A 22,734-nucleotide genomic window follows, 5' to 3' on the forward strand; every position below is an offset into this window, starting at 1 on the left:
GTTCCGATTCGCGCGTCGTGGGGGGCTACGCCGCGCGTGTGGTGATTCGCCCGGGGGGGCCGAGAAATGCGGGTGCACCGTCCTGCGTCCAGTTCGCGCTGGAATTTCGCGCGTTGGGCCGTTGTCTGGCTTTCGTCTGCCGCTGTCGCGGCCACTGCACTTGTACCCGTGACGGCGAATGCCGCTGTCGACCCATGTGGGCCCGGCGGTAATCCGATCGTCTGCGAGAACTCCAAGCCGGGCGCCGATCCGGACGAATGGGAAATCGACGGAGCCGGCGACGAGGGCATTCAGGGTTTCGCCACCGACATCAGCGTGAACGTCGGCAGCCGCATCGATTTCAAGATCGACACCGACGCCCGGGCGTACACGATCGACATCTACCGGACCGGGTACTACGGCGGCGACGGCGCCCGCTGGATCCAACGGGTCAACCCGTCGGCGACGCTGCCGCAGATCCAGCCCGAGTGCATGCGCGACGCGACGACGGAGCTGTTCGACTGCGGCAACTGGGGCGTGTCGGCGTCGTGGAACGTGCCGTCGACCGCGGTGTCGGGCGTCTACATCGCCCGGCTGAACCGCCCCGACCGCGACGAGTCGAGCCACATCACCTTCATCGTGCGCAACGACGCCAGCACCTCGGACATCGTCTTCCAGACCTCCGACACGACCTGGCACGCATACAACTCCTACGGCGGGTCCGACTTCTACCGCGGCGCCGCCAACGGCCGCGCGTACAAGATCAGCTACAACCGGCCGTTCGCCACCCGCGGCGGCATCGAGGCGCGCGACTTCTACTTCGGCGCCGAGTACCCGATGGTCCGGTTCCTCGAGCAGAACGGCTACGACGTCAGCTACATCGCCGGCGTCGACACCGACCGCCGCGGCAACCTGCTGACCAACCACGAGACGTTCCTGTCCGTCGGCCACGACGAGTACTGGTCCGGCCGCCAGCGGACGAACGTCGAGGCCGCCCGTGACGCCGGGGTCAACCTGGCGTTCTTCAGCGGCAACGAGATGTACTGGCGGACCCGGTGGGAGCCGTCGATCGCCGGACCGGCCACCAACTACCGGACCCTGGTCTCGTACAAGGAGACCTGGAGCTACAACAAGATCGACCCGGTCCAGACGGAGTGGACCGGCACGTGGCGCGACCCGCGATACGCGGCGCCGTCGACGGGCGCCGGCCGGCCCGAGAACGCCCTCATCGGCACGGCGTACATGGTCAACTACTCCGACCTGCCGGTCACGGTGAACTCTGCCGAGGGCAAGCTGCGCATGTGGCGCAACACCGGGTTGAACAACCTGGCGTCCGGCACCAAGGTCGCGCTCGCCGAGAGCACCGTCGGCTACGAGTCGAACGAGGACGTCGACAACGGGTTCCGGCCCGCCGGACTCATCCGCATGTCGACCACGCAAGGCGCGGTCGCGGAGTACCTGCAGGACTTCGGCAACAGCGTCGCGCCGGGTGAGACCACGCACCACATCACCATGTACAAGGCGCCGAGCGGCGCGCGGGTGTTCTCGGCCGGCTCCGTGCAGTGGTCGTGGGGGCTCGACAGCGTCCACGACGGCTGGGCTGTCCCGGCGGACAAGCGGATGCGCCAGGCGACGGTGAACCTGCTGGCCGACCTCGACGCCCAGCCGGCCTCGCTCGACCCGCTGCTGGTCGCGGCCGCCAAGACCACCGACACCACGCTGCCGACGGCCGCCATCACGTCGCCGGCGGCCGGCGTCCAGCTGAACAACGGCGCCAACGTCACGGTCAGCGGCACCGCGGCCGACGTCGGCGGCGTCGTGGCTGGTGTCGAGGTGTCGACCGACGGCGGCGCCACCTGGCACCCGGCCACCGGCACCACCTCGTGGTCGTACACGTACGTCCAGAAGGGCTCCGGCCCGGGCGACCTGCGGGCGCGGGCCATCGACGACAGCGCCAACATCGGCACCGCCGTCACCCGCGCGGTCACGGTGAACTGCCCGTGCTCCATCTACGGGCCCACGGTGCCGCCGGTCACCAGCACCGACGACGGCTCGTCGGCCGAGCTGGGCCTGAGGTTCCAGCCGACCACCGACGGCTATGTCACCGGCGTCCGCTTCTACAAGGGCCAGGGCAACACCGGCACGCACGTCGGGTCGCTGTGGAGCTCGACCGGTGAGCTGCTGCGCAACGTGACCTTCCAGAACGAGACCGCCAGCGGCTGGCAGCTGGCCCGGTTCAACCGGCCGGTCGCCGTCACCGCGGGGCAGACGTACGTCGTGTCGTACCTCGCGCCGGCCGGGCGCTACGCCAGTCAGGCGTTCGCGTTCACGGCGAGCAGCCTCGAGGCGAAGCCGCTGCGGGTCGCCGGCGGGTTCGGTACCGCGCCGGCCGGCGTCTTCGGCTCGCCGGCCACGTTCCCGAACCAGAGCTGGAACAACACGTCCTACTTCGTCGACGTCGAGTTCTCGCTGGTCGACAACTCGCCGCTGGCCGTCTTCGACCAGTGGCCGCTGGTCGACGCGGCCAGCGTGCCCCAGGACACCGTCATCAGGGCGTCGCTGTCGAAGATCGTCCCGGCGGCGTCGGTGACGATGAATGTCAAGGACGCTCTGGGCAACCAGGTCGCGGGCAGCACGTCCTACGACTCCGCCACCCGGACAGCCACCTTCACACCGACCAACGACCTCGAGGGCTTCGTCGAGTACACCGTCACGGTGACGGCGAACGAGCCGGTGGCCGAGGGCGGCACGTGGACGTTCCGGACCGCGCGGCCGCCGTCGGCACCCGGCGCCTGCCCGTGCGGCCTCTACGACGAGACCGAGGTGCCGGGGATCCTCGAGATCAACGACCCCGGCCCGGTGACGCTCGGCGTCCGCTTCACGCCGACCCGCGACGGCGACGTCACCGGCGTGCAGTTCTACAAGGGGCCGAACAACACCGGCACGCACGTCGGCACCCTGTGGGGCCCCGACGGCGCGCAGCTCGGCTCGGTGACGTTCACCGACGAGACCGGCAGCGGCTGGCAGGAGGCCACGTTCGCGCAGCCGATCCGGGTGCTCAATGACCAGCAGTACACCGTCGCCTACCGCGCGCCCAACGGCCGCTACTCGGCCACACTCGACGCGTTCACCACGCAGGGGCGCGACCGGACGCCGCTGATCGCACCGGTGCGCGCGGGCGCCTACACCTACGGCAACGGCTTCCCGAACGAGTCGTGGACCAGCGCCTACCTGGTCGACGTCGTGTTCGACCCGACACCGACGGTGCCCACGGTCACCCAGCACCTGCCCGCGGGCGGTTCGGTGGGCGTAGCCACGAACACCAACGTCGGCGTCACCTGGACCGAGCCGCTGAGTACCACCGGCACGATCACCGTCACGCCCGCCGGCGGCCAAGCCGTCACCGGCACGACCACCCGGTCCGCCGACAACCTCACGGTGACGTTCGACCCGACGTCGGCGCTCGCCGCCGGCACGACCTACACCGCGCGGCACACCGGGGCGCGCACCGCCGAGGGCGCGACCGTGCCGACCAGCACGTGGACCTTCTCGACGGCGCCGGCCGACGGAGGCTGCCCGTGCACGCTGCTCGGCAGCACGGTGCCGGCGACGCCCAGCGCTTCTGACGCCGCCCCCGTCGAGCTGGGCACGGCCTTCACACCGTCGCGCAGCGGCGCGGTGACGGCGGTGCGGTTCTACAAGGGCCAGGGCAACACCGGCACGCACACCGGCTCGATCTGGAACTCCGCCGGCGAGCGCATCGCGCAGGTGACGTTCACCGACGAGACCGCGACCGGCTGGCAGACGGCGACGTTCGCGCAACCGGTGAACGTCCAGGCAGGGCAGACGTACGTCGTGTCGTACTTCGCGCCCAGGGGCCGCTACGCCGCCGACGGCGGGTTCTTCGTCAACGCCCGCACCCAAGGGCCGCTGACCGCGCCGGCCGGCAACAACGGGCGTTACCGCTACGACGGCGGCTTCCCGCAGTTCTCCTACGAGAGCACGAACTACTACGTCGACGTCGTGTTCGTGCCGTCGGCCACGTTGGTCACCGGGCAGACACCGGCCGACGGCGCCACCGATGTGGGCGTCAACACGACGGTCCGTGGCGTGCTGCACGAGTCGGTGGCGGGGACGCCGACGATGACGCTGACCGGGCCGAACGGCGCCATCGCCGGGCAGAGCTCCTACTCGGCGAGCACCCGGACGGTGACGTTCACGCCCAGCGCCGCGCTGCCCTATGAGACCGGGCTGACGGCGGTCGTGTCAGTCGGCGGCACCGCGCTCGGCGACGGCACGTGGAGCTTTACCACCGCCGAGGCGCCGCCCGGGGCGGACGGCTGCCCGTGCAGCATCTTCGCCGACACCGACACGCCCGCCAGCCCGAACTGGAACGACCCCGACGCCGTCCAGGTGGGCGTGCGGGTGACGCCGTCGGCCGACGGCGTCATCACCGGCGTCCGGTTCTACAAGGGCCCGCAGAACACCGGCACCCACACCGGGTACCTGTGGTCGTCGTCGGGGCAGAAGCTCGGCGAGGTGACGTTCACCGGCGAGACGGCCTCGGGCTGGCAGACCATGCGGTTCGCCACGCCCATCGACGTGACGGCCGGCGAAACCTACACCGCGTCCTACTACACCACGGTGGGCCGGTACGCCGTCACCGGCAGCGCCTTCGCCTCGCCGCTGACGCGCGGGCCACTCACCGTGCCGGCCAACGGCGGCGCCTACGTCTACGGCACGGGCTTCCCGTCCGGGTCGGCGCCGCACAACTACTGGGTCGACGTGATCTACCGATCGGGTTCGTGAAACAGCACGAGGGGGGAACGCTCGAGATGAGTGATCACGTCAGCGCGCCGCTGAACGTCGCGGTGGTCGGCGCGGGGTACTGGGGGCCGAACCTGGCCCGCAACTTCGCGATGGCGCCGGACTGGGAGCTGGTGGCGGTGTGCGACCTCGACGAGGCCCGCGCCGCGAAGGTGGCGCGAGCCTCGGGCGGCGCCGACGTCGAGACATCGCTCGACCGCCTGCTGGCCCGCGACGACGTCGACGCGGTGGCCGTCGCGACGCCGGCCCGCACCCACCACCCGATCGCGACGGCCGCGCTGCGGGCGGGCAAGCACGTGGTGGTCGAGAAGCCGCTGGCCGACACCGGCGAGCGGGCCGCCGAGATAGTGGACCTCGCGGCCGAGCGCGGCCTCGTGCTGATGACCGACCACACCTACTGCTATACCCCGGCGGTGCTGAAGATCGCCGAGCTGGTGGCCGAGGGCGCGCTGGGCGACATCCTGTTCGTCGACTCCATCCGGATCAACCTCGGGCTGGTCCAGCCCGACGTCGACGTGCTGTGGGACCTCGCGCCGCACGACCTGTCCATCCTCGACGCCGTCCTGCCGGGCGGGCTGCGCCCGGTCGGGGTGTCCGCGCACGGCGCCGACCCGCTCGGCGCCGGCAAGGCGTGCCTGGCGTACCTGTCGATGCCGCTGGAGAACGGCGGCATGGCGCACGTGCACGTCAACTGGCTCAGCCCGACCAAGATCCGGCAGATGGTCATCGGCGGGAGCCGGCGCACGCTGGTCTGGGACGACCTCAACCCGCAGCAGCGGCTCAGCGTCTACGACCGCGGCGTCGACCTCGCCCAGACGGCGGCCACGGCGCCGGACCGCGCCGCGGCGACCGTCTCCTACCGGCTCGGCGACACCTGGTCGCCCGCGCTGCCGGAGAAGGAGGCGCTCGGCCTCATGGTCGGGGAGTTCGCCGCCAGCATCCGCGAGCGCCGGGCGCCGCGCACCGACGGCACCGCCGGGCTGCGCGTGCTGGGCGTGCTCGAGGCCGCGTCGGCGAGCCTGACGGCCGGCGGCATGTTCACCAGCACGACGGCCGGTACCCACACGGAGGTCCTTGCATGACCCAGCTCGAAGGCGCCCGCGTTCTCGTCACGGGCGGCGCCGGCACGATCGGCTCCACGCTCGTCGACCAGCTGCTCGACGCCGGCGTCGCGCACGTCGACGTCCTGGACAACCTGGTGCGGGGCCGGCGCGAGAACCTCGCCGACGCCCTGGCCAGCGGCCGCGTGACGCTGGTCGAGGATGACCTGCGCAACCGCGACGCCGTCCACGACCTCACCCGCGGCAAGGACCTGGTCTTCCACCAGGCCGCCATCCGGATCACCCAGTGCGCCGAGGAGCCGCGGCTGGCGCTCGAGGTGCTGGTCGACGCCACCTTCACCGTCTTCGAGGCGGCCGCCGAGCACGGCGTCGACAAGGTCGTCTCCGCGTCCAGCGCCTCCGTGTACGGCCTGGCCGAGGAGTTCCCGACCGGCGAGCGGCACCACCACCACAACAACGACACGTTCTACGGCGCGGCGAAGTCGTTCAACGAGGGCATGCTGCGCAGCTTCCGGGCGATGTACGGCCTCGACCACGTCATCCTGCGCTACTTCAACGTCTACGGCCCGCGGATGGACGTCCACGGTCTCTACACAGAGGTGCTGGTGCGCTGGATGGAGCGCATCGCCGACGGCAAGCCGCCGCTGATCTTCGGGGACGGGCTGCAGACGATGGACTTCGTCTGCGTGCCCGACATCGCCCGCGCGAACGTGCTGGCGGCCGCCAGCGACATCACCGAGGGCGTCTACAACGTCGCCAGCGGCACCGAGACGTCGCTGCTGGACCTCGCGACGGCGCTGCTGCGGGCCATGGACTCCGACCTGGGCGTCGAGCACGGCCCGGAGCGGGCGGTCAACGGCGTGACCCGGCGGCTGGCCGACACGTCGGCGGCCCGGCGCGACCTCGGCTTCGAGGCCACCATCGGGCTGGAGGACGGGCTGCGCCAGCTGGTCGAGTGGTGGCGGCCGCTGCGCGACGAGATCGCGGCCGGCCGGTCGCTGGCGGGAGCGCGATGAACCGGGTCAACGTGATGCGCCCCTGGCTGGGCGACGAGGAGGTGGCCGCGGTCGCCGAGGCGATCCGGTCCGGCTGGGTCGCCCAGGGTCCGCGGGTCGCAGCCTTCGAGGCGCGGTTCGCCGCGGCCATGGAGGTGCCGCACGCGATCGCGACGTCGTCGTGCACGACGGCGCTGCACCTGGCGCTCGTCGTGGCCGGGGTGGGTCCGGGCGACGACGTCGTCGTGCCCTCGTTCTCGTTCATCGCGACGGCCAACGCGGCGGTCTACGTCGACGCGCGGCCGGTGTTCGCCGACGTCGACCTCGCCACCGGCAACCTCACCCGCGACACCGTCGAGGCCGCGCTCACGCCGGCCACCCGCGCCGTCATCGTGGTCGACCAGGGCGGCGTTCCCGTCGACCTCGACCCGATCCGCGACCTGTGCGACCCGCGCGGCATCGTCGTCATCGAGGACGCCGCGTGCGGTGCCGGCTCGACGTACCGGGGCCGGCCGGTCGGCGCCACGGCGGAGATCACGGCGTGGTCGTTCCACCCGCGCAAGATCATCACCACCGGTGAGGGCGGCATGGTCACCACCGGCCGCGACGACTGGGCCGGCCGGGCGCGGCGGCTGCGCGAGCACGCGATGAGCGTCTCGGCGGCCGACCGGCACGCCAGCGTGCTGGCCCCGGCCGAGGAGTACGCCGAGGTCGGCTTCAACTACCGGATGACCGACCTGCAGGCCGCGATGGGCCTGGTCCAGCTGGACCGGCTGCCCGAGATCGTCGCCCGCCGCCGCGCGCTGGCCGACGTCTACGCCAAGCAGCTCGCCGACATCCCGGGCCTGCGCCCGGTCGCCGACCCCGCGTGGGGAACCGGCAACTTCCAGTCCTTCTGGGTCGAGGTGGAGCCGGAGTACCCGCTGGGCCGCGAGTCGTTGCTCGCCCACCTGGCCGCCGCGGACATCTCCGCCCGCCGCGGCATCATGGCGGCGCACCACCAGCCGCCGTACCGGCATCTGACGCCGGCGGCGGGCCTGCCGGTGACGGACCGGCTCACCGACCACACGCTGATCCTGCCGCTGTTCCATGAGCTCACCGAGAGCGACCAGGAGCGCGTCATCGCCGCATTGCGAGGGCCTGTGTGAGCAGGGCACTGTTGCTCGTCGCGGCCGGCGGCCTGGCCCGGGAGGTGCTCTCGGCCGTCCGCGCCGGCGCCGCGCCGGACCACGAGGTGGCCGGGTTCCTCGACGACGACCTCAGCAAGGCGGGGACCAGCGTCGACGGCGTGCCCGTGCTGGGCACGCTCGACGACGTCACCGGGCACCCCGATGCCGACCTGGTGCTCTGCGCCGGCCGTGGCGCCGCCCGGCGCGACCTCGCCGCCCGGCTGGCCAAGCTCGGCGTCGACGACACCCGGTACGCCCGCGTCGTCCACCCGTCCACGCCGGTCCCGGCGGGCTGCGTGGTGGGTGGCGGCAGCATCCTGCTGGCCGGAGTGGTGCTGACCGCGGCCGTCACCGTGGGCCGGCACGTGGTGTGCATGCCGCACGTCACCTTCACCCACGACGACGTGGTGGAGGACTACGCCACGCTGGCCGCCGGGGTCGCCCTCGGCGGCGGCGTGACCGTCGGCGCGGCCGCGTACCTGGGGATGAACTCCTCGGTCCGCGAGCGGCGCCGGGTGGGGGACGACGCCGTCCTCGGGATGGGCGCCGCGCTGGTCGAGGACCAGCCGGCGCGGACGACCTGGGCCGGTGTGCCCGCACGGCCGCTGAGGCGGCAGGAGGAGCCGACGTGACGAACATCCCTCTGGTCGACCTGCGGGCGCAGCAGGCCGAGATCGCGGCCGAGGTGGAGCCGCTGGTCCTCGACGTGCTCCGCAGCGCCTGGTTCGTCGGCGGGCCGCACGTCGCGGCCTTCGAGACCGCCTACGCCGAGTACGTCGGGGCCGGCCACTGCGTCGGCGTCGCCAACGGGACCGACGCCATCGAGCTCGCGCTGCGGGTCGTGGGGGTCGGCGCCGACGACGAGGTGATCATGCCGGGCAACACGTTCATCGCGACCGCCGAGGCGGCCTCGCGTATCGGCGCCGTCCCGGTGCCGGTCGACGTCGACCCCGAGCACCTGCTGATCGCGCCGGACGCCGTGGCCGCCGCGATCACCGAGAAGACCCGCGCGATCGTCCCCGTCCACCTCTACGGGCAGGTGGCGCCGGTCGAGGCGCTGGAGCCGATCGCCGCCGCGGCCGGCGTCCCGATCGTCGAGGACGCCGCCCAGTCCCAGGGCGCCCGGCGGCACGGCCGGGCGGCCGGCGCCCTCGGCGCCGTCGCGGCCACGTCGTTCTACCCCGGGAAGAACCTCGGCGCCTCCGGCGACGGCGGCGGCGTCACGACGAACGACGCCGGCCTGGCCGCCGAGGTGCGCCTGCTGGCCAACCACGGCTCCGCGGTCAAGTACCAGCACGAGGCGATCGGGATGAACTCCCGGCTCGACGCGATCCACGCGGTCACGCTGAACGCGAAGCTGGCCCGGCTTGAGGACTGGAACGAGCGGCGGCGGCAGGCCGCAGACCGGTACGCCGCGCTGCTGGACGGCGTTCCGGGCCTGCGGCTCCCGCGGTCGATGCCCGGCAACAGCGACGTCTGGCACCTGTACGTGGTGCGGGTCGAGGACCGCGACCGGGTGCTGGCGGAGCTGAACGCCGCCGGCGTGGGCGCCGCGCTGCACTACCCGGATCCGTGGTACCTGACGCCCGCGTACGCCGGTCTCGGCCATGCGGCCGGCACGTGCCCGGTGGCCGAGGCGGCGGCCGGCGAGATCCTCTCGCTGCCGCTCTACCCGCATCTCACCGCCGGACAGCAGGAGCAGGTCGCCACCGCTCTCGTCAAGGCGCTCGGCGGGCCGTGACCATGGAACGGCGCCGGGTCCTCGTGCAGCTGGACAACCTCGAGCTCGGGGGAGCGCAGATCAACGCCGTGCAGCTGTCCGCGGCCGTGGCCGAGCACGGGTACGACAGCCTGCTCATCGGCCCGCGCGACACGCTGCCCGCCGGCGGGCCGTCGGTGCTGGACGTCAGTGCCGAGTACGGGGTGCGCGCGCAGGCCTACGACCGGCCGTCGTCGCTGCTGGGCCACGCCCGGGTGCTGACGCGGCACGCTCGCGGCGCGAAGGCGCAGGTCGTCCACGCCTTCAGCACCTCGGAGCGGGCCGCCTATTGGGGCGCGGGGCTGCTGGGCCGGCGCGCGCTGGTGCGCACCATCTACGAGATGTCCTTCGACCCGCGGACCCACCCGTCGATCCCGCTGGTCATCGGCACCGGGTACCTGCGTGACGAACTGGCCGGCCGGCGCGGCGGCACAACGCTGATCAGCCCGCCGGTCGACATGACCAGGGACGCGCCCGGGGTCACCGACCGAGCCGCCTTCCGCCGCGGCCTCGGCCTGCCCGGCGACGCCGTCGTGCTGGCCATCGTCAGCCGGCTGTCGGAGGAGATGAAGGCGCACGGCATCGAGGACGCCATCGACGCCGTCGAGTGGCTCGGCGACCCGCGGGTGTACCTGGTCGTCGTCGGCACCGGCGACGCCGAGGCGCGGCTGCGGGCCATCGCCGACGGCGTCAACCTGCGGCTGGGCCGCACGGCGGTGGTGTTCACCGGCCCGCTGGCCGACCCGCGGCCGGCCTACGACGGCGCGGACGTCGCGCTGGGCATGGGCAGCTCCGCCGCGCGCGGGCTGGCCTTCGGCAAGCCGCTGGTCGTGCTCGGTGAGCGTGGCTGGAGCGGGGTCTTCCGGGCGCCCGATACCGAGGCGATCTTCCGGAGCAGCTTCTGGAGCCCGCGCGAGGTCGCCGGCGGCGTCGAGCTGCTGACCGGGCACCTGCGCGGGCTGGTCGGCGATGCCGCCGAGCGGGACCGGCTCGGGGCGGCCGCGCGGGCGTTCGCGGAGACGAACTTCGGCCTCGACGCGATGGCGCTGCGCCTCGCCGGGGTGTACGACGAGGCGCTGCGCACCGCGTCGAGCCGCCAGTGGCTGCGCGACCTGGGCACCGAGCGCCGCATCCTGGCCGCCAAGCTGGGCCGCCTGACCGGCCGACGGGTGCCCGGCGCCCTGGAGTGGAAGCAGCGCGACGCCGACGTGGCCACGCGCGAGCCCGCACCGGAAGGGGTGGTGCGATGAACGCCGCCGGCTCCGGCCGCCAGTTGGGCGCGAAGCTCGCCAAGGCCGCCGGCATCCTCCGCCAGGACGGCCCGCGAGGGCTGGCGCAGCGGCTCACCCGGGTCGCCTACGACCGGCTCGACGCCGCCAGCCTGGACGAGCCGCTGCTGTACGACGACATCGCCGACTCCACGCGGCTCGACCTCGCCGTGCCCGAGCAGCGGCCGTCGCACTCGCAGCCCATGACCGTCGGCTGGGTGACGGTGCCGCCGCGGGCCGGGTCGGGCGGCCACACCACGTTGTTCCGCATGGTCGAGGCGGTCGAGAAGGCCGGCCACCGGTGCGTGCTGTTCCTGTACGACCGCTACGGCGGCGACCTGCGCGAGCAGGAACGGGTCATCCGCGGCTGGTGGCCGGACATCCGCGCCGAGGTGCGCGACGCGTCGGCGGGCATCACCGGCGTCGACGCGTGCGTCGCGTCGTCGTGGGACACCGCGCACGTGCTGGCCCGGCGGGGCACGGCGCCGATGCGGCGGGCCTACTTCATCCAGGACTTCGAGCCGTACTTCTACCCGCGCGGCTCGCTGTACTCGCTGGCCGAGGACACCTACCGGTTCGGCTTCCGCAACATCGCGCTGGGCGAGATGGTCGCGCGGGCGTTGCGGTCGGAGCTCGGCCTGGCCCCGGACGTGACGGAGTTCGGCTGCGACACGTCGGTGTACCGGCCGCTCGAGGACGGGGAACGCACCGGCGTGGTCCTGTACGCCCGGCCGAACGTGCCGCGGCGCGGCTACTGGCTGGCCCGGCTCGCGCTGCAGCGCTTCCACGAGCACCACCCCGAGGTCCCGATCCACTTCTACGGAACCGAGGTCAAGAACCTGCCGTTCCCGGCGGTGCAGCACGGCCGGCTCACCCCGGCCGAGCTGAACGAGCTGTACAACTCCAGCATCGCGGGCCTCGCGATGTCCTTCACCAACATCTCGCTGGTCGCCGAGGAGATGCTCGCGGCCGGCACCGTCCCCGTCGTCAACGACTCCGTGCACTCGCGGGCGGACCTGGTCAACGAGCACGTCGCCTGGGCTGCCCCGACGCCGCTGGGCATCGCGGCCGCGCTGAGCGCCGTCGTCACGCGCCCCGACGGGGACACCGCCGCGAAGGCCGCCGCGGCGTCGGTGCGGCAGTTCGGCTGGACCCGCGCCCAGGCCGACGTGCTGCGCGTCCTCGAGGACGAGGTGTACGGGTCATGACGCGGCGGACCAGCGACTGATCCGGTGTCGAGATGATTGACCAGCAGCCGCAGGCGAGTGAGGCGCCAGACACGTCCGTCGGCCGGCAGGCCGCCGCGGGCGTGCTCTGGCTGACCGTCCAGAAGTGGGCGGTCCGGCTCTCCGGCCTGGTGACGATCGCCGTCCTCACCCGGTTCCTCAGCCCGGAGGACTTCGGCGTCGTCGCCGCGGCGTCGACGGTGCTGCCGTTCTTCTACCTGCTCGCCGACCTCGGGTTCGCCGCCTACATCGTCCAGGTCGACCACGCCGGCCGGCGGCTGCTGAGCACGGCGTTCTGGTTCTCCGCCCTCGCCGGGGTGCTGCTCGGCGGCGCCGTCGTCGCGGCCGCACCGCTGTTCGGGCTGGCCTTCGATTCCGACGATGTCGTGCCGGTGCTGCAGGTGCTGGCGCTGGCCGTGCTGGCGACGGCGCTCGGGTCGGTGCCGACGGCGATCCTGCGCCGCGAGATGCGGTTTCGGACGCTGGCCATCCAGGGCACCGTCGCGTCCGTCGTCGCGCAGGTCGTCGCCGTCGCGATGGTGCTCGGCGGGGCGGGCGTCTGGGCGCTGGTCGGCCAGGTGCTGACCGTCCAGGGGGTGACCGCGTTGCTGGCCTGGACGGCCGCGCGCTGGCGGCCGTCGTTCGCGTTCTCGCGCGACCAGTTCGTGGTCATGGCCCGGTTCGGCAGTCAGGTGCTCGGTGTCGAGTGCGTCGCGGTCAGCCGCCAGTGGGCCGAGACGGCGATCGTCTCCGTCGGCCTCGGCATGGCGGCGCTCGGGTACCTCAACATCGCGCAGCGGCTGGTGCAGATCGTCCAAGAGCTGACCGGTGCGGCGCTGCTCCCGGTGACCATGGTCGCGTTCGCGAAGATCCGCGACTCCGCCGAACGGCTGCGCGACGCGTACCTGCGGGCGCTGCGCATGACGTACGCGCTGCTGGCGCCGCCGCTGACCCTGCTTGCCGTAGCGGCCCCGCTGATCCTGCCGCTGGTCTTCGGCGACGGCTGGGACGAGAGCGTGCCGGTGGCCCGGATCCTGGCCTTCGCGGGGATCCTGGTGGTCGGCGCGACGCTCGACCACGGGCTGTTCTACGGCCTCGGCCGGCCCGGCCGCTGGTTCGGGTACGCGCTGGCCATCGACGTGCTCACGGTGGCGGTCACGGCGGTCACCGTGCGGTGGGGGCTGGTCGGCGTGGCGACCGGCTTCCTCGGCGTGGCCGCCGTCGCCACGGTGTCGCGCTGGTTCCTGGTCGCGCGGCTGCTGCAGGCGCGGCCGTGGGCGCTGGCCGGGCCGTTCGGCTTCCTCGCCGCCGCGGTGCCCGTGGGCGCCGCCACCGGCTGGCTGGTCATGACGGCGTCGGCCGGGCTGCCGCCGGTCGTCCGGGTCGGGCTGATCGGGATCGCGATCCTGGCGGCCTACGGCGCCGTGACGATCTGGCTGGCGCACCGGGTCGTCACCGACGTCGCCCGGTTCCTTCCCGGACAGAACGGGATCGACTACCTCGGACGGCACGTCCGGACCGACTATCTGCCTCGCCACACCCGGGCCGCCCGTGTCAACATTCTGGTCAACTCGATGGAGCACCCATGACCGGTCGCCCGCACGTCCTCATCATCGTGCAGAACCTGCCCGTGCCGCTGGACCGGCGGGTCTGGCTGGAGTGCCAGGCGCTGCTCGCCCGCGGCTACCGCGTGAGCGTGATATGTCCCAAGGGTCCCGGAGATCCCGGCCACGAGGTCGTCGAGGGCGTCGACCTCCACAAATACAAGCCCGCGCCCGAGGCCAAGGGCCTGCTCGGATTCGTCTGGGAGTTCGCCTACAGCTGGCTGCGCGCCGCCTGGCTCACGCTGCGGGTGCGGCGGTCCGGCCGGTTCCACCTCCTGCAGGCGTGCAACCCGCCGGACACCTACTGGCTGCTGGCGCTACTGTGGCGCCCGTTCGGGGTGCGGTTCGTCTTCGACCACCACGACCTCAACCCGGAGCTGTTCCTGTCCCGGTTCGGCGAACCGAGCGGCGGCGCGCAGCAGGCCCAGTACAAGGCGCTGGTCTGGCTGGAGCGGCGCACGTTCCGGGCCGCGCACCGGGTCATCTCCACCAACGAGTCGTACCGGGCGATCGCCATCCGCCGCGGCGGCAAGCGGCCCGAGCACGTCACCGTCGTGCGCAGCGGGCCCGACACCGAGCAGATGCGGCCGGTCTACCCGGAGCACCCGCGCCCGGCCGATGAGGTGGTGCTGGTCTACCTCGGCATCATGGGCCCGCAGGACGGGGTCGACCAGGTGCTCCTGGTCATGGACGAGCTGGTGCACCGGCGCGGACGCACCAACGTCAAGGCGACGCTGCTCGGGTTCGGCGACTGCCTGGAGGACCTCAAGGCGCAGTCCGCGGCGCTGGGGCTGAACCCGTACGTGACGTTCACCGGCCGCGTTGACCGCGTGCAGATCGCGGAGTACCTGAGCCGCGCCGACATCGGGATCGGCCCGGACCTCAAGACGCCGCTCAACGACGTCTCGACGATGAACAAGACGATGGAGTACATGGCCTACGGGTTGCCGTCGGTGGCGTTCGACCTGGCCGAGACCCGGGTGTCCGGCGCCGGCAGCGTCCTCTACGTGCCGTCCGGCGACATCCACGCGTTCGCCGACGCCGTCGAGAAGCTGATCGACGACCCCGGTGCGCGGGCCGACCTCGGCCGCGGTGCGCGGGCCCGGGTTGCCGCGGAGCTGGACTGGCGCGCGCAGGCCGAGGCGTACGTGGCGGTGTACGACGAGCTGGCCCGGTTCTCGCGGCCGGGGCCGGCCGTGCCGCCGGGCGAGCCCGGCCGCGTCGCCGACCCGCAGGGCCGCCGCTACGTCGACCTCGACGACACCGCCGAGTTCGACCGCTACCTCAGGGAGAGGAGGGCGCCGTGAGCGCGATCCGGACGCAGTTCCACCACCTGCTCGCCCAGGCCGCCGCCGCCCGGCCCGACGCGCCGGCGCTGACCTACCGCCACCACACCGCTGGCTACGGCGACGTCTGGCGGACCGCGCAGGCCGCCGCGGCCCAGCTGGCCAGGCTCGGCCTGCGCCGGGGCGACCGGGTGGCGATCTACCTGGAGAAGCGCATCGATACGGTGGCGGCGTTCTTCGCCGTCTCGGCCGCCGGTGGCGTGTTCGTGCCGGTCAACCACGTGCTCAAGGCCACCCAGGTCGGGCACATCCTGGCCGACAGCGGCGCGACCGTGCTCGTCACCTCGGCCGACCGGCTGGGCCAGCTCGAGGGCGTCCTGCCGGAGACGGCGGTCGCGCACGTCGTCACCGTCGGCGCCACCCCGTCGAGCGTTCCCGCCGGGTACGCCGTCCATGGCTGGGAGGACGGGCAGGAGGCCGGCGGCGAGCCAGAGCCCTCGCCGGCCATCGACGTCGACCCGGCGGCGATCCTGTACACGTCCGGCAGCACCGGCAAGCCCAAGGGCGTGGTGCTGAGCCATCGCAACCTCATCGTCGGTGCCGAGAGCGTCAGCAGCTACCTCGAGAACAGCGCCCACGACGTCATCCTCAGCGTGCTGCCGCTCAGCTTCGACGCCGGGCTGAGCCAGGTCACCACGGCGTTCTCGGTGGGCGCGCACTGCGTGCTGATGAACTACCTGCTGCCGCGCGAGGTGCCGAAGCTGTGCGAGCGGTACGGCGTCACCGGCCTGACCTGCGTCCCGCCGCTGTGGCTGCAGCTGGCCGACGTGCCGTGGCCCGAGGCGGCCGCGCGGAAGCTGCGCTACTGGGCCAACACCGGCGGGCGGATGCCGCGGGTGACGCTGGACCGGCTGCGCGGCATCTTCACCGAGGCCCGGCCCTACCTGATGTACGGGCTCACCGAGGCGTTCCGCTCCACCTACCTCGACCCCGCGGAGGTGGACCGCCGGCCCGACTCCATCGGCAAGGCGATCCCGAACGCGGAGATCCTGGTTGTGCGCCCCGACGGCACGCCGTGCGCGCCTGGCGAGGAGGGCGAGCTGGTGCACCGCGGCGCGCTGGTGGCGCTGGGCTACTGGAACGACCCGGTCCGGACGGCGGAGCGGTACAAGCCGCTGTCCCGGCCGGGCGAGGAATGGCGCACGCCGGAGCTCGCGGTGTGGTCCGGCGACACCGTCGTGGCCGACGAGGAGGGCTACCTCTACTTCGTGGGTCGCAAGGACGACATGATCAAGACGTCCGGCTACCGGGTCAGCCCGACCGAGGTCGAGGAGGCCGCGTACGGTACCGGGCTGGTGCGCGACGCGGTCGCCCTCGGGGTCGACGACCCGGCGCTGGGCCAGCGGATCGTCCTGGTCGCCACCCCGGCGGAGGCGGAGCTGGACGTCGCGGCGCTGCTCGCCGCGCTGCGCCAGGTGCTGCCGCTGTACATGGTCCCGGCCGAGGTCGAGGTGCGCGCCGAGCTGCCACGCTCGCCCAACGGCAAGTTCGACCGTGGCCTGATCAAGGCGGAGGGAGTCCGGTGAAGCCGCATGAGCACGTCACCGCGTTCGGCACGGCCGACGGCGAGCTGCGGGTCGGCGGGCTGGCGCTGAGCCGGCTGGCCGACCGCGTCGGGTCGACGCCGTTCTTCGCCTACGACCGCGGGCTGCTGGACGCCCGGATCGACCGGCTGCGCTCGGCGCTGCCGACGTCGGTGCATCTCAGCTACGCCATGAAGGCCAACCCGATGCCGGCCGTCGTGCAGCACCTGGCGCACCGGGTCGACCGCATCGACGTCGCGTCGGGGCTGGAGCTGCACGCCGCGCTCGACACCGTCATCGCCGCGGACCGGGTCAGCTTCGCCGGCCCGGGCAAGACGCCGGCCGAGATCCGGCAGGCGGTCGCGGCCGGCATCATCGTCGAGGTCGAGTCGCCCACCGAGCTGGCCCGGGTGGTCACGGCCGGCGACGACCTCGGTCTGACGCCGAACGTCGCCGTGCGGGTCAACCCGGACTTCGCGGTGAAGGGCTCGGGCATGCGGATGGGCGGCGGCCCGCAGCAGTTCGGCATCGACGCCGAGCAGGTGCCCGGCGTCCTGCGCGAGTTCGCCGCGGCCGGGCTGAACTGGCTCGGCTTCCATGTCTTCGCCGGGTCGCAGAACCTCAACGCCGAGATCATCGCCGAGGCGCAGCGGCGCACCGTCGATCTCGTCGCGTCGCTCGCGGAGCACCTGCCCGCGCCGGTGCGCTACGTCAACCTCGGCGGCGGGTTCGGCATCCCCTACGTCGAGAAGGACCGCCCGCTCGACCTCGACCTCGTGGCGGCCGGACTGGCCGATCTCGTCACCGGCCCGCTGGCGCAGCGGCTGCCTGACTCGGTGCCCGTCATCGAGCTGGGCCGCTACATCGTCGGCGAGTGCGGTGTCTACGTCACCCGCGTCCTGGACCGCAAGGTCTCGCGGGGCAAGACCTACCTCGTCGTCGACGGCGGCATGCACCATCAGCTCGCGGCGTCGGGCAACTTCGGCCAGGTCATCCGGCGCAACTACCCGCTCGTAGTGGGCAACCGGGTGGAGAAGAGCGGCGCCGAGACCGCCACCGTCGTCGGCTGCCTCTGCACCCCACTGGACCTGCTCGGCGACGACGTCGAGCTGCCCGCCGCGGAGATCGGCGACCTCATCGTGATCTTCCAGGCCGGCGCCTACGGCCTCACCGCCAGCCCGACCGCCTTCCTCGGCCACCCCGCCCCGCTCGAAGTCCTCGTCTGACCCAAGGAGTGCACATGAGCGACACCCTCGACACCCTGCGCGCGGTGCTGATCGCGGCGCTGGACCTGCCGCAGCGTCCCGAGGACCTCCAGGTCGAGACGGCGCTGTTCGGCTCGCTGCCGGAGCTGGACTCGCTGGGGGTGCTGCAGCTGGTGTCGGCCATCGAGGAGCGGTTCGACATCACCATCGACGACGAGGAGTTCGACGCCGACCTGTTCGAGACGCTCGGCTCGCTGACGGCGTTCGTCGACTCCAAGCTCGCCGCGGCCTAGGGGGTGTCTGACGGATATTGGCGGATGCGGGCGGCGTCCAGTCGTCGGTCCAGCAAGGCGGAGGAGGAGTTCGATGCGGTGCCATCGGCCGACGACGACAACGCAGCTGGTCGGCGTCTGGGCGTCGATCCGCGCCGCCGAAGATCCGTCAGACACCCCCTTGCGGCTACCAGCGGACCAGCGTCAGCTCACTGTAGAGATGATCGATCGACTCGGGACCGACGTCCTTGGACCGGAACATCTTCGGCCGCGGACTGCCCAGCTCCCGGCCCGGACCGCCGGGCGTGAACCCCAGGACGCGCCGCTCCGCGAGCGTCAGCGGCAGCCCGTGCCGCAGCAGGTGCGCGCCCACCGCGGGCCACGCGGCCTCCAGGCCGCCGGGGTCGCCGCCGGCGTACAGCGGCGTGGCGAACAGCGGCAGCCGCTTGCGGCGGTCGCGCCGGAACATGAGGTAGCCGTGCGCGCCGTTGCGCTCGACCAGCAGGTGCTGGGCCGCCGGCGCGTCGCGGTGGTCGCGGTAGACCTCGGCGTCGCGGCCGGTGAGCACGCGGTCGAGCGCCGCCGGGTCGGTCGTCACCTGCGCGCCGCGGCGGGGCGGGCGGGGCAGGTTGGCGACCAGCTTCGTCGCGGTGTCGAGGCGGTGGAAGCCGAGCCGCTCGTTCAGCGCGATGACGTTGCCGCTGGGCGAGAGGTCGGTGAAGACGTAGCCCCGCTGGCCCAGCAGCGCGCGGACCAGCCGCAGCGAGTGGGAGCGGAACTCCTCCAGCACGCAGAACGCGGCGAGGTTGCAGAACGCGACCCGCTCGCCGCCGATCTCGCGCTCGGAGTAGACGGCGGCGTACACGCCGACGAGGGCGCCGTCGTCGCTGAGCAGCTCGAAGCCGTGGTTGGGCGCGTCGCTCTTCCACGGCGGCGTGACGAGCCGGCTCCACGCGGCGGCCGGGACTCGCTGGTTGAGGTGCTGGTGGAGGAAGCGGCTGACGGCGGTGGCGTCGGCGGCCGAGATCGGCCGCACGGTCACGCTCGGCGCTGCCATTCGATCACCTTAGCGCAGCTCGAGCCGGGGGAGGAGGGCCGATGACCAGCGTCGTGATCGCGGCACACAACGAGGCGAACGTCATCGGGAGCTGCCTCGACGCGCTGGCCGCGCAGCGGTTCTCCGGCCCGGTCGACATCGTCGTGAGCGCCAACGGCTGCACCGACGACACGGCGGCGGTGGCCGCCCGCGCCGGCGTCACGGTGGTCGACCGCGCGGAGGCCGGCAAGGCCGCGGCTCTCAACGCGGGCGACCGGGCGGCGACCGGCTTCCCGCGCATCTACCTCGACGCCGACATCGTCGTGCCGCCGCACGGCCTCGCCACGCTGGAGGCGCGTTTCGACGTGCTGCCCCGGCCGCTGGCCGTGGTGCCCCGGCGGCGGGTGGACACCGCCGGCCGGCCGTGGCCGGTGCGGGCGTACTTCTCGATCAACGCCCTGCACCCGGCCTTCCGGACCGGGCTGTTCGGCCGGGGGATGATCGCGCTGTCCGAGGCCGGCCGAGCGCGGTTCGACGACTTCCCCATGCTGATCGCCGACGACCTCTTCCTCGACTCCAGGTTCACGGCCGCGGAGAAGGCCGAGGTGAGCGACGTGGAGGTGGTCGTCGAGGCGCCGCGCACCACCCGCGACCTGGTGCACCGGCTGGTCCGGGTCCGTCGGGGCAACGCCCAGCTGCGCGCCGCCGCGGCCGCCGGTCAGGTGGACCTGCCGGTGCGCCCGGCCGACCGCTGGGCCTGGCTGCGCGACGTCGTCGTGCGCGAGCCACGCCGCGCGCCGGCCGCGATCCCCTACCTCGTCATTACCATCGTCGCCGCCCTGCTCGCCCGCCGTCCGGTCAAGGCGGGCGACGGCTGGGGCCGCGACGACAGCACCCGCGGCCCGTCGGCAGCGGAAGGGACGTCCACGTGATCATCCACCTGTGCTTCCACGGCATCGGGACCTGCGAGCGGGAGCGCGAGCCCGGCGAGGCCCGGTACTGGATCACCGAGCCGACCTTCCACCGCCTGCTCGACGAGGCCGCCGCGCACCCGCACGTTCGGCTCAGCTTCGACGACGGCAACGCCTCCGACGCCGCGGTCGCCCTGCCCGCGCTGCGCGAGCGCGGGCTGCGGGCCACCTTCTTCGCCCTCGCCGGGCGCCTGGACGACCCGGTGAGCCTGAGCGCCGCCGAGCTCGAGGAGCTGCGCGCCGCCGGGATGACGATCGGCAGCCACGGCTGGGCGCACGTGCCCTGGCGCGGCCTGTCGCCCGCCGACGCCCGCCGCGAGCTGATCGACGCGCGCGAAGCGCTCGCCGCGGCCAGCGGGGCGCCGGTCACGGAGGCGGCGCTGCCGCTGGGTCGCTACGACCGCCGGTTGCTCGGGCGGCTGCGCGGCGCCGGCTACGACGCCGTCTACACCAGCGACCGCTTCCCGGCCCGGCCCGGGTCCTGGCTGCAGGCGCGCTACAGCGTGACCGCGGCGGACACCGTCGCGTCGGTCCGGTCGGTGATGACCCACCGGCCGGGGCCGCGCGACGTCCGCAACGCCGTGGTGAGCACGATCAAGCGGTGGCGCTGAAGTCGCGCGGGATGGGGTGGCCGCGTCGCCGGGCGCGGTACTCCAGCAGGACGATCGCCGACAGCGTCGCGCCGCCGCCGAGGATGGCCGTCATCGCCAGCGTGCGGATGCTGCTGCCGCCGATCTCGTAGACGGCCGAAGTCTCCGGGTTCACCGTCACGGTGATGTCGTTGACCGGGTGGACACCGGCCTCGCGCTGCAGGGTGTCCAGCTCCTGCGAGATGCGGGCGATGAGCTCCTGCTGCCGTGCCACGAGCGTCTCGCGGTCGGGCGCCACGACCTCGACGGAGAGCACCTGGCTGGCGAAGTTCGGGGCCCACTGGCCGCCGGTGTCGGGCAGCTTCACCGACCAGCCGTCGAGCACGCCGATGCCCACCAGGTTGGCGTCGGGCGACGCGTACTTCACGATGGCGTCGGGACCGGTGACCAGCTTCGCGACCACCCCCGCGGTGATGATGAGGTCCTCGGACGCCGCGTTGAGCGAGTTCGGGTACAGCTGGCTGGTGGGTGCGAGGAAGACCACCTCGGTGCGCGACCAGTAGACGCGGTCGTCGGACACCAGGACGAACGCGAGCGCACCGGTGCACAGCACGCCGGCCAGCACGACCGGCCACCGGCGGATCATGGTGAGAATCAGTTCCCACGGCGTCATCGGTGCACCCCCCGTGCCCCCGGGTCGCGGCGGCCACCCCCGGCCCCGTCCCAAGCTATAGTAACCAGCACGATCGCGGCGATCGCGGCTCGGCCGTCTGCCGAGCCAAGGGGAGAGTCCCCCAGGTGAGCCCGGGGGTGGGGATGGTCGCCGGGTCACCGAGCGTCTGGGGGTCGATGGCGGTGGGTGCGGCGTGTTCATGCATGCCGATGGCACGGCGGTCCGGCTGAGCGCCGGCCGCCCCGACTAGGGGCCGGCGATGCCGTCCGACCTGCGCGCCGCTGCCGGGCGCCGGTGGTACGTCCTGCTGCTCGGCGTGCTGGTGGCCGCCGGCCTGGGCGCCGGCGCGGCCTCGTTGTCGCCGCCGACCTACTCCGCTCGCGGGCTCGTGCTGCTGCTGCCGCCCGAGGAGGCCGTCGGTGAGGGCGGCAACCCGTTCCTCGCCCTCGGCGCGCTCGACATGCCGGCACGGATCATCGTGTCCTACCTCGACAGCCCGTCCGCCCGCGCGGGGTTCGAGGACGCGGTGCCGACCGCCGGCTACGAGGTGGCCATGGAAGAGGCGACTCGCGGACCGGTCATCGCCATCGAGGTCACCGACGCCACAGCCGACGGCGCCCTGACCACCCTGCAGGACATCGCCGAGGCCGTGCCGGCCACGCTGGCCCGGCTCCAGGTGGAGCTCGACGTCCCCGCCGAGTCCGTCGTCACGTCCATGCCGCTGACCATGGCCGGCGAGGCCGAGAGGAGCAACGCCGGCACCATCCGGGCGGCGGTGGTCGCGGCCGGCGCCGGACTGGTCGGCGCTCTGGCGGCCACCGTCCTGATAGACCGCCTGATGCTCCGTACGGCCGTGCGCCGGCGGGCCGAGCCCCGGTCGCGCGGCGACGGCGCGCCGGCCGCCCCGGCGCGGGTCCTCGACGACGACCCGGGCGACGACACGCGTCCCGAGCCCAGAGCCGTCGGAGGCGCCCGGAGGCGGGCACGGTGACCTCGCCGGCCGGCACCGGCGCGCGAACGCGGACGAGGATCGACGCGGTCGCCTGGCTCACCGTGTACGTCGGCCTGCTGTTCTTTGTCCCGTCCAAGCTGATCGTCGGCCCGCTCGGCAGCGCCGGCGCGCCGTCCATGGTGTTCGGGCTGGGCAGCCTGCTGTTGTGGACCTTCTTCTACGTCGGCGCCACGAAGCCGGTCCAGGTGCGCGTGCAGCCGGTCCGGATCGCGCTGTGC

18 protein-coding genes are annotated in these 22,734 nt (G+C 73.1%); 16 read left to right on the forward strand and 2 right to left on the reverse strand.

Features of this window, described 5'->3' with window-relative positions:
• The first annotated feature begins 168 nt into the window (after positions 1-168).
• The 13 genes from BLV05_RS10755 to BLV05_RS10810 are packed head-to-tail and all read left to right on the forward strand — an operon-like array spanning position 169 to position 18,255.
• Positions 169-4,788 (forward strand): DUF4082 domain-containing protein, encoded by a 4,620-nt coding sequence (locus tag BLV05_RS10755; protein ID WP_197683608.1) that lies wholly within the window; start codon positions 169-171, stop codon positions 4,786-4,788.
• A 26-nt stretch (positions 4,789-4,814) separates the two neighbouring features.
• Positions 4,815-5,888: a Gfo/Idh/MocA family protein gene (locus tag BLV05_RS10760; protein ID WP_046769367.1), complete on the forward strand. Its 1,074-nt coding sequence runs from the start codon at positions 4,815-4,817 to the stop codon at positions 5,886-5,888.
• On the forward strand, positions 5,885-6,883 hold the full coding sequence (locus BLV05_RS10765; RefSeq protein WP_046769368.1) for an NAD-dependent epimerase/dehydratase family protein: 999 nt from the start codon (positions 5,885-5,887) through the stop codon (positions 6,881-6,883). The genes BLV05_RS10760 and BLV05_RS10765 overlap by 4 nt, the downstream gene beginning before the upstream one ends.
• Positions 6,880-8,010: a DegT/DnrJ/EryC1/StrS family aminotransferase gene (locus BLV05_RS10770; protein WP_046769369.1), complete on the forward strand. Its 1,131-nt coding sequence runs from the start codon at positions 6,880-6,882 to the stop codon at positions 8,008-8,010. Before BLV05_RS10765 ends, BLV05_RS10770 begins: the two co-directional genes overlap by 4 nt.
• Positions 8,007-8,663: a NeuD/PglB/VioB family sugar acetyltransferase gene (locus BLV05_RS35725; RefSeq protein WP_046769370.1), complete on the forward strand. Its 657-nt coding sequence runs from the start codon at positions 8,007-8,009 to the stop codon at positions 8,661-8,663. Before BLV05_RS10770 ends, BLV05_RS35725 begins: the two co-directional genes overlap by 4 nt.
• Positions 8,660-9,772 (forward strand): DegT/DnrJ/EryC1/StrS family aminotransferase, encoded by a 1,113-nt coding sequence (locus tag BLV05_RS35730; RefSeq protein ID WP_046769371.1) that lies wholly within the window; start codon positions 8,660-8,662, stop codon positions 9,770-9,772. The genes BLV05_RS35725 and BLV05_RS35730 overlap by 4 nt, the downstream gene beginning before the upstream one ends.
• Positions 9,769-11,040 carry a glycosyltransferase family 4 protein gene (locus BLV05_RS10780; protein ID WP_152690795.1) on the forward strand — a complete coding sequence of 424 codons (1,272 nt, stop codon included), beginning with the start codon at positions 9,769-9,771 and terminating at the stop codon, positions 11,038-11,040. The genes BLV05_RS35730 and BLV05_RS10780 overlap by 4 nt, the downstream gene beginning before the upstream one ends.
• Positions 11,037-12,266 carry a rhamnosyltransferase WsaF family glycosyltransferase gene (locus tag BLV05_RS10785; RefSeq protein WP_046769373.1) on the forward strand — a complete coding sequence of 410 codons (1,230 nt, stop codon included), beginning with the start codon at positions 11,037-11,039 and terminating at the stop codon, positions 12,264-12,266. Before BLV05_RS10780 ends, BLV05_RS10785 begins: the two co-directional genes overlap by 4 nt.
• 32 nt (positions 12,267-12,298) lie before the next feature.
• Positions 12,299-13,873 (forward strand): lipopolysaccharide biosynthesis protein, encoded by a 1,575-nt coding sequence (locus BLV05_RS10790; protein ID WP_052762556.1) that lies wholly within the window; start codon positions 12,299-12,301, stop codon positions 13,871-13,873.
• Positions 13,870-15,195, forward strand: coding sequence for a glycosyltransferase family 4 protein (locus tag BLV05_RS10795; RefSeq protein ID WP_046769374.1), 1,326 nt, complete (start codon positions 13,870-13,872; stop codon positions 15,193-15,195). The genes BLV05_RS10790 and BLV05_RS10795 overlap by 4 nt, the downstream gene beginning before the upstream one ends.
• Positions 15,192-16,760: an acyl-CoA ligase (AMP-forming), exosortase A system-associated gene (locus BLV05_RS10800; protein WP_197683609.1), complete on the forward strand. Its 1,569-nt coding sequence runs from the start codon at positions 15,192-15,194 to the stop codon at positions 16,758-16,760. The genes BLV05_RS10795 and BLV05_RS10800 overlap by 4 nt, the downstream gene beginning before the upstream one ends.
• Positions 16,757-17,983, forward strand: coding sequence for a pyridoxal-dependent decarboxylase, exosortase A system-associated (locus BLV05_RS10805; RefSeq protein ID WP_046769375.1), 1,227 nt, complete (start codon positions 16,757-16,759; stop codon positions 17,981-17,983). Before BLV05_RS10800 ends, BLV05_RS10805 begins: the two co-directional genes overlap by 4 nt.
• A gap of 14 nt (positions 17,984-17,997) precedes the next feature.
• Positions 17,998-18,255, forward strand: coding sequence for an acyl carrier protein (locus tag BLV05_RS10810; RefSeq protein ID WP_046769376.1), 258 nt, complete (start codon positions 17,998-18,000; stop codon positions 18,253-18,255).
• A 166-nt stretch (positions 18,256-18,421) separates the two neighbouring features.
• On the opposite strand, the gene BLV05_RS10815 is transcribed toward BLV05_RS10810, so the two are convergent.
• Positions 18,422-19,291 (reverse strand): GNAT family N-acetyltransferase, encoded by an 870-nt coding sequence (locus tag BLV05_RS10815; protein WP_046769377.1) that lies wholly within the window; start codon positions 19,289-19,291, stop codon positions 18,422-18,424.
• A 41-nt stretch (positions 19,292-19,332) separates the two neighbouring features.
• Between BLV05_RS10815 and BLV05_RS10820 the strand changes: the two genes are divergently transcribed.
• Together BLV05_RS10820 and BLV05_RS10825 are read left to right on the forward strand one after the other, a co-directional pair.
• Positions 19,333-20,202, forward strand: a complete 870-nt coding sequence (locus BLV05_RS10820; protein ID WP_052762557.1) for a glycosyltransferase — start codon at positions 19,333-19,335, stop codon at positions 20,200-20,202.
• Complete coding sequence (locus BLV05_RS10825; protein WP_197683610.1) at positions 20,199-20,852, forward strand: polysaccharide deacetylase family protein; 654 nt, start codon at positions 20,199-20,201, stop codon at positions 20,850-20,852. Before BLV05_RS10820 ends, BLV05_RS10825 begins: the two co-directional genes overlap by 4 nt.
• Here BLV05_RS10825 and BLV05_RS10830 read toward each other — a convergent pair.
• The gene (locus BLV05_RS10830) at positions 20,836-21,504 is read right to left on the reverse strand and encodes a hypothetical protein (protein ID WP_046769379.1); all 669 of its coding nucleotides are present in this window, start codon (positions 21,502-21,504) and stop codon (positions 20,836-20,838) included. The genes BLV05_RS10825 and BLV05_RS10830 overlap by 17 nt on opposite strands.
• A gap of 259 nt (positions 21,505-21,763) precedes the next feature.
• On the opposite strand from BLV05_RS10830, the gene BLV05_RS10835 reads away from it, so the two are divergent.
• Positions 21,764-22,495, forward strand: coding sequence for a hypothetical protein (locus BLV05_RS10835; protein WP_046769380.1), 732 nt, complete (start codon positions 21,764-21,766; stop codon positions 22,493-22,495).
• Positions 22,496-22,734: the final 239 nt, after the last annotated feature.

Source organism: Jiangella alkaliphila (assembly GCF_900105925.1).
Lineage (GTDB): Bacteria > Actinomycetota > Actinomycetes > Jiangellales > Jiangellaceae > Jiangella > Jiangella alkaliphila.

Bases quoted from the DNA above. Each gene is read 5' to 3' on its own strand.
- BLV05_RS10760 (WP_046769367.1), top strand. From the start codon at position 4,815: ATGAGTGATCACGTCAGCGCGCCGCTGAACGTCGCGGTGGTCGGCGCG.
- BLV05_RS10815 (WP_046769377.1), bottom strand. From the start codon at position 19,291: ATGGCAGCGCCGAGCGTGACCGTGCGGCCGATCTCGGCCGCCGACGCC.
- BLV05_RS10810 (WP_046769376.1), top strand. From the start codon at position 17,998: ATGAGCGACACCCTCGACACCCTGCGCGCGGTGCTGATCGCGGCGCTG.
- BLV05_RS10830 (WP_046769379.1), bottom strand. From the start codon at position 21,504: ATGACGCCGTGGGAACTGATTCTCACCATGATCCGCCGGTGGCCGGTC.
- BLV05_RS10770 (WP_046769369.1), top strand. From the start codon at position 6,880: ATGAACCGGGTCAACGTGATGCGCCCCTGGCTGGGCGACGAGGAGGTG.
- BLV05_RS10795 (WP_046769374.1), top strand. From the start codon at position 13,870: ATGACCGGTCGCCCGCACGTCCTCATCATCGTGCAGAACCTGCCCGTG.
- BLV05_RS10790 (WP_052762556.1), top strand. From the start codon at position 12,299: ATGATTGACCAGCAGCCGCAGGCGAGTGAGGCGCCAGACACGTCCGTC.
- BLV05_RS10765 (WP_046769368.1), top strand. From the start codon at position 5,885: ATGACCCAGCTCGAAGGCGCCCGCGTTCTCGTCACGGGCGGCGCCGGC.
- BLV05_RS10835 (WP_046769380.1), top strand. From the start codon at position 21,764: ATGCCGTCCGACCTGCGCGCCGCTGCCGGGCGCCGGTGGTACGTCCTG.
- BLV05_RS10820 (WP_052762557.1), top strand. From the start codon at position 19,333: ATGACCAGCGTCGTGATCGCGGCACACAACGAGGCGAACGTCATCGGG.
- BLV05_RS10785 (WP_046769373.1), top strand. From the start codon at position 11,037: ATGAACGCCGCCGGCTCCGGCCGCCAGTTGGGCGCGAAGCTCGCCAAG.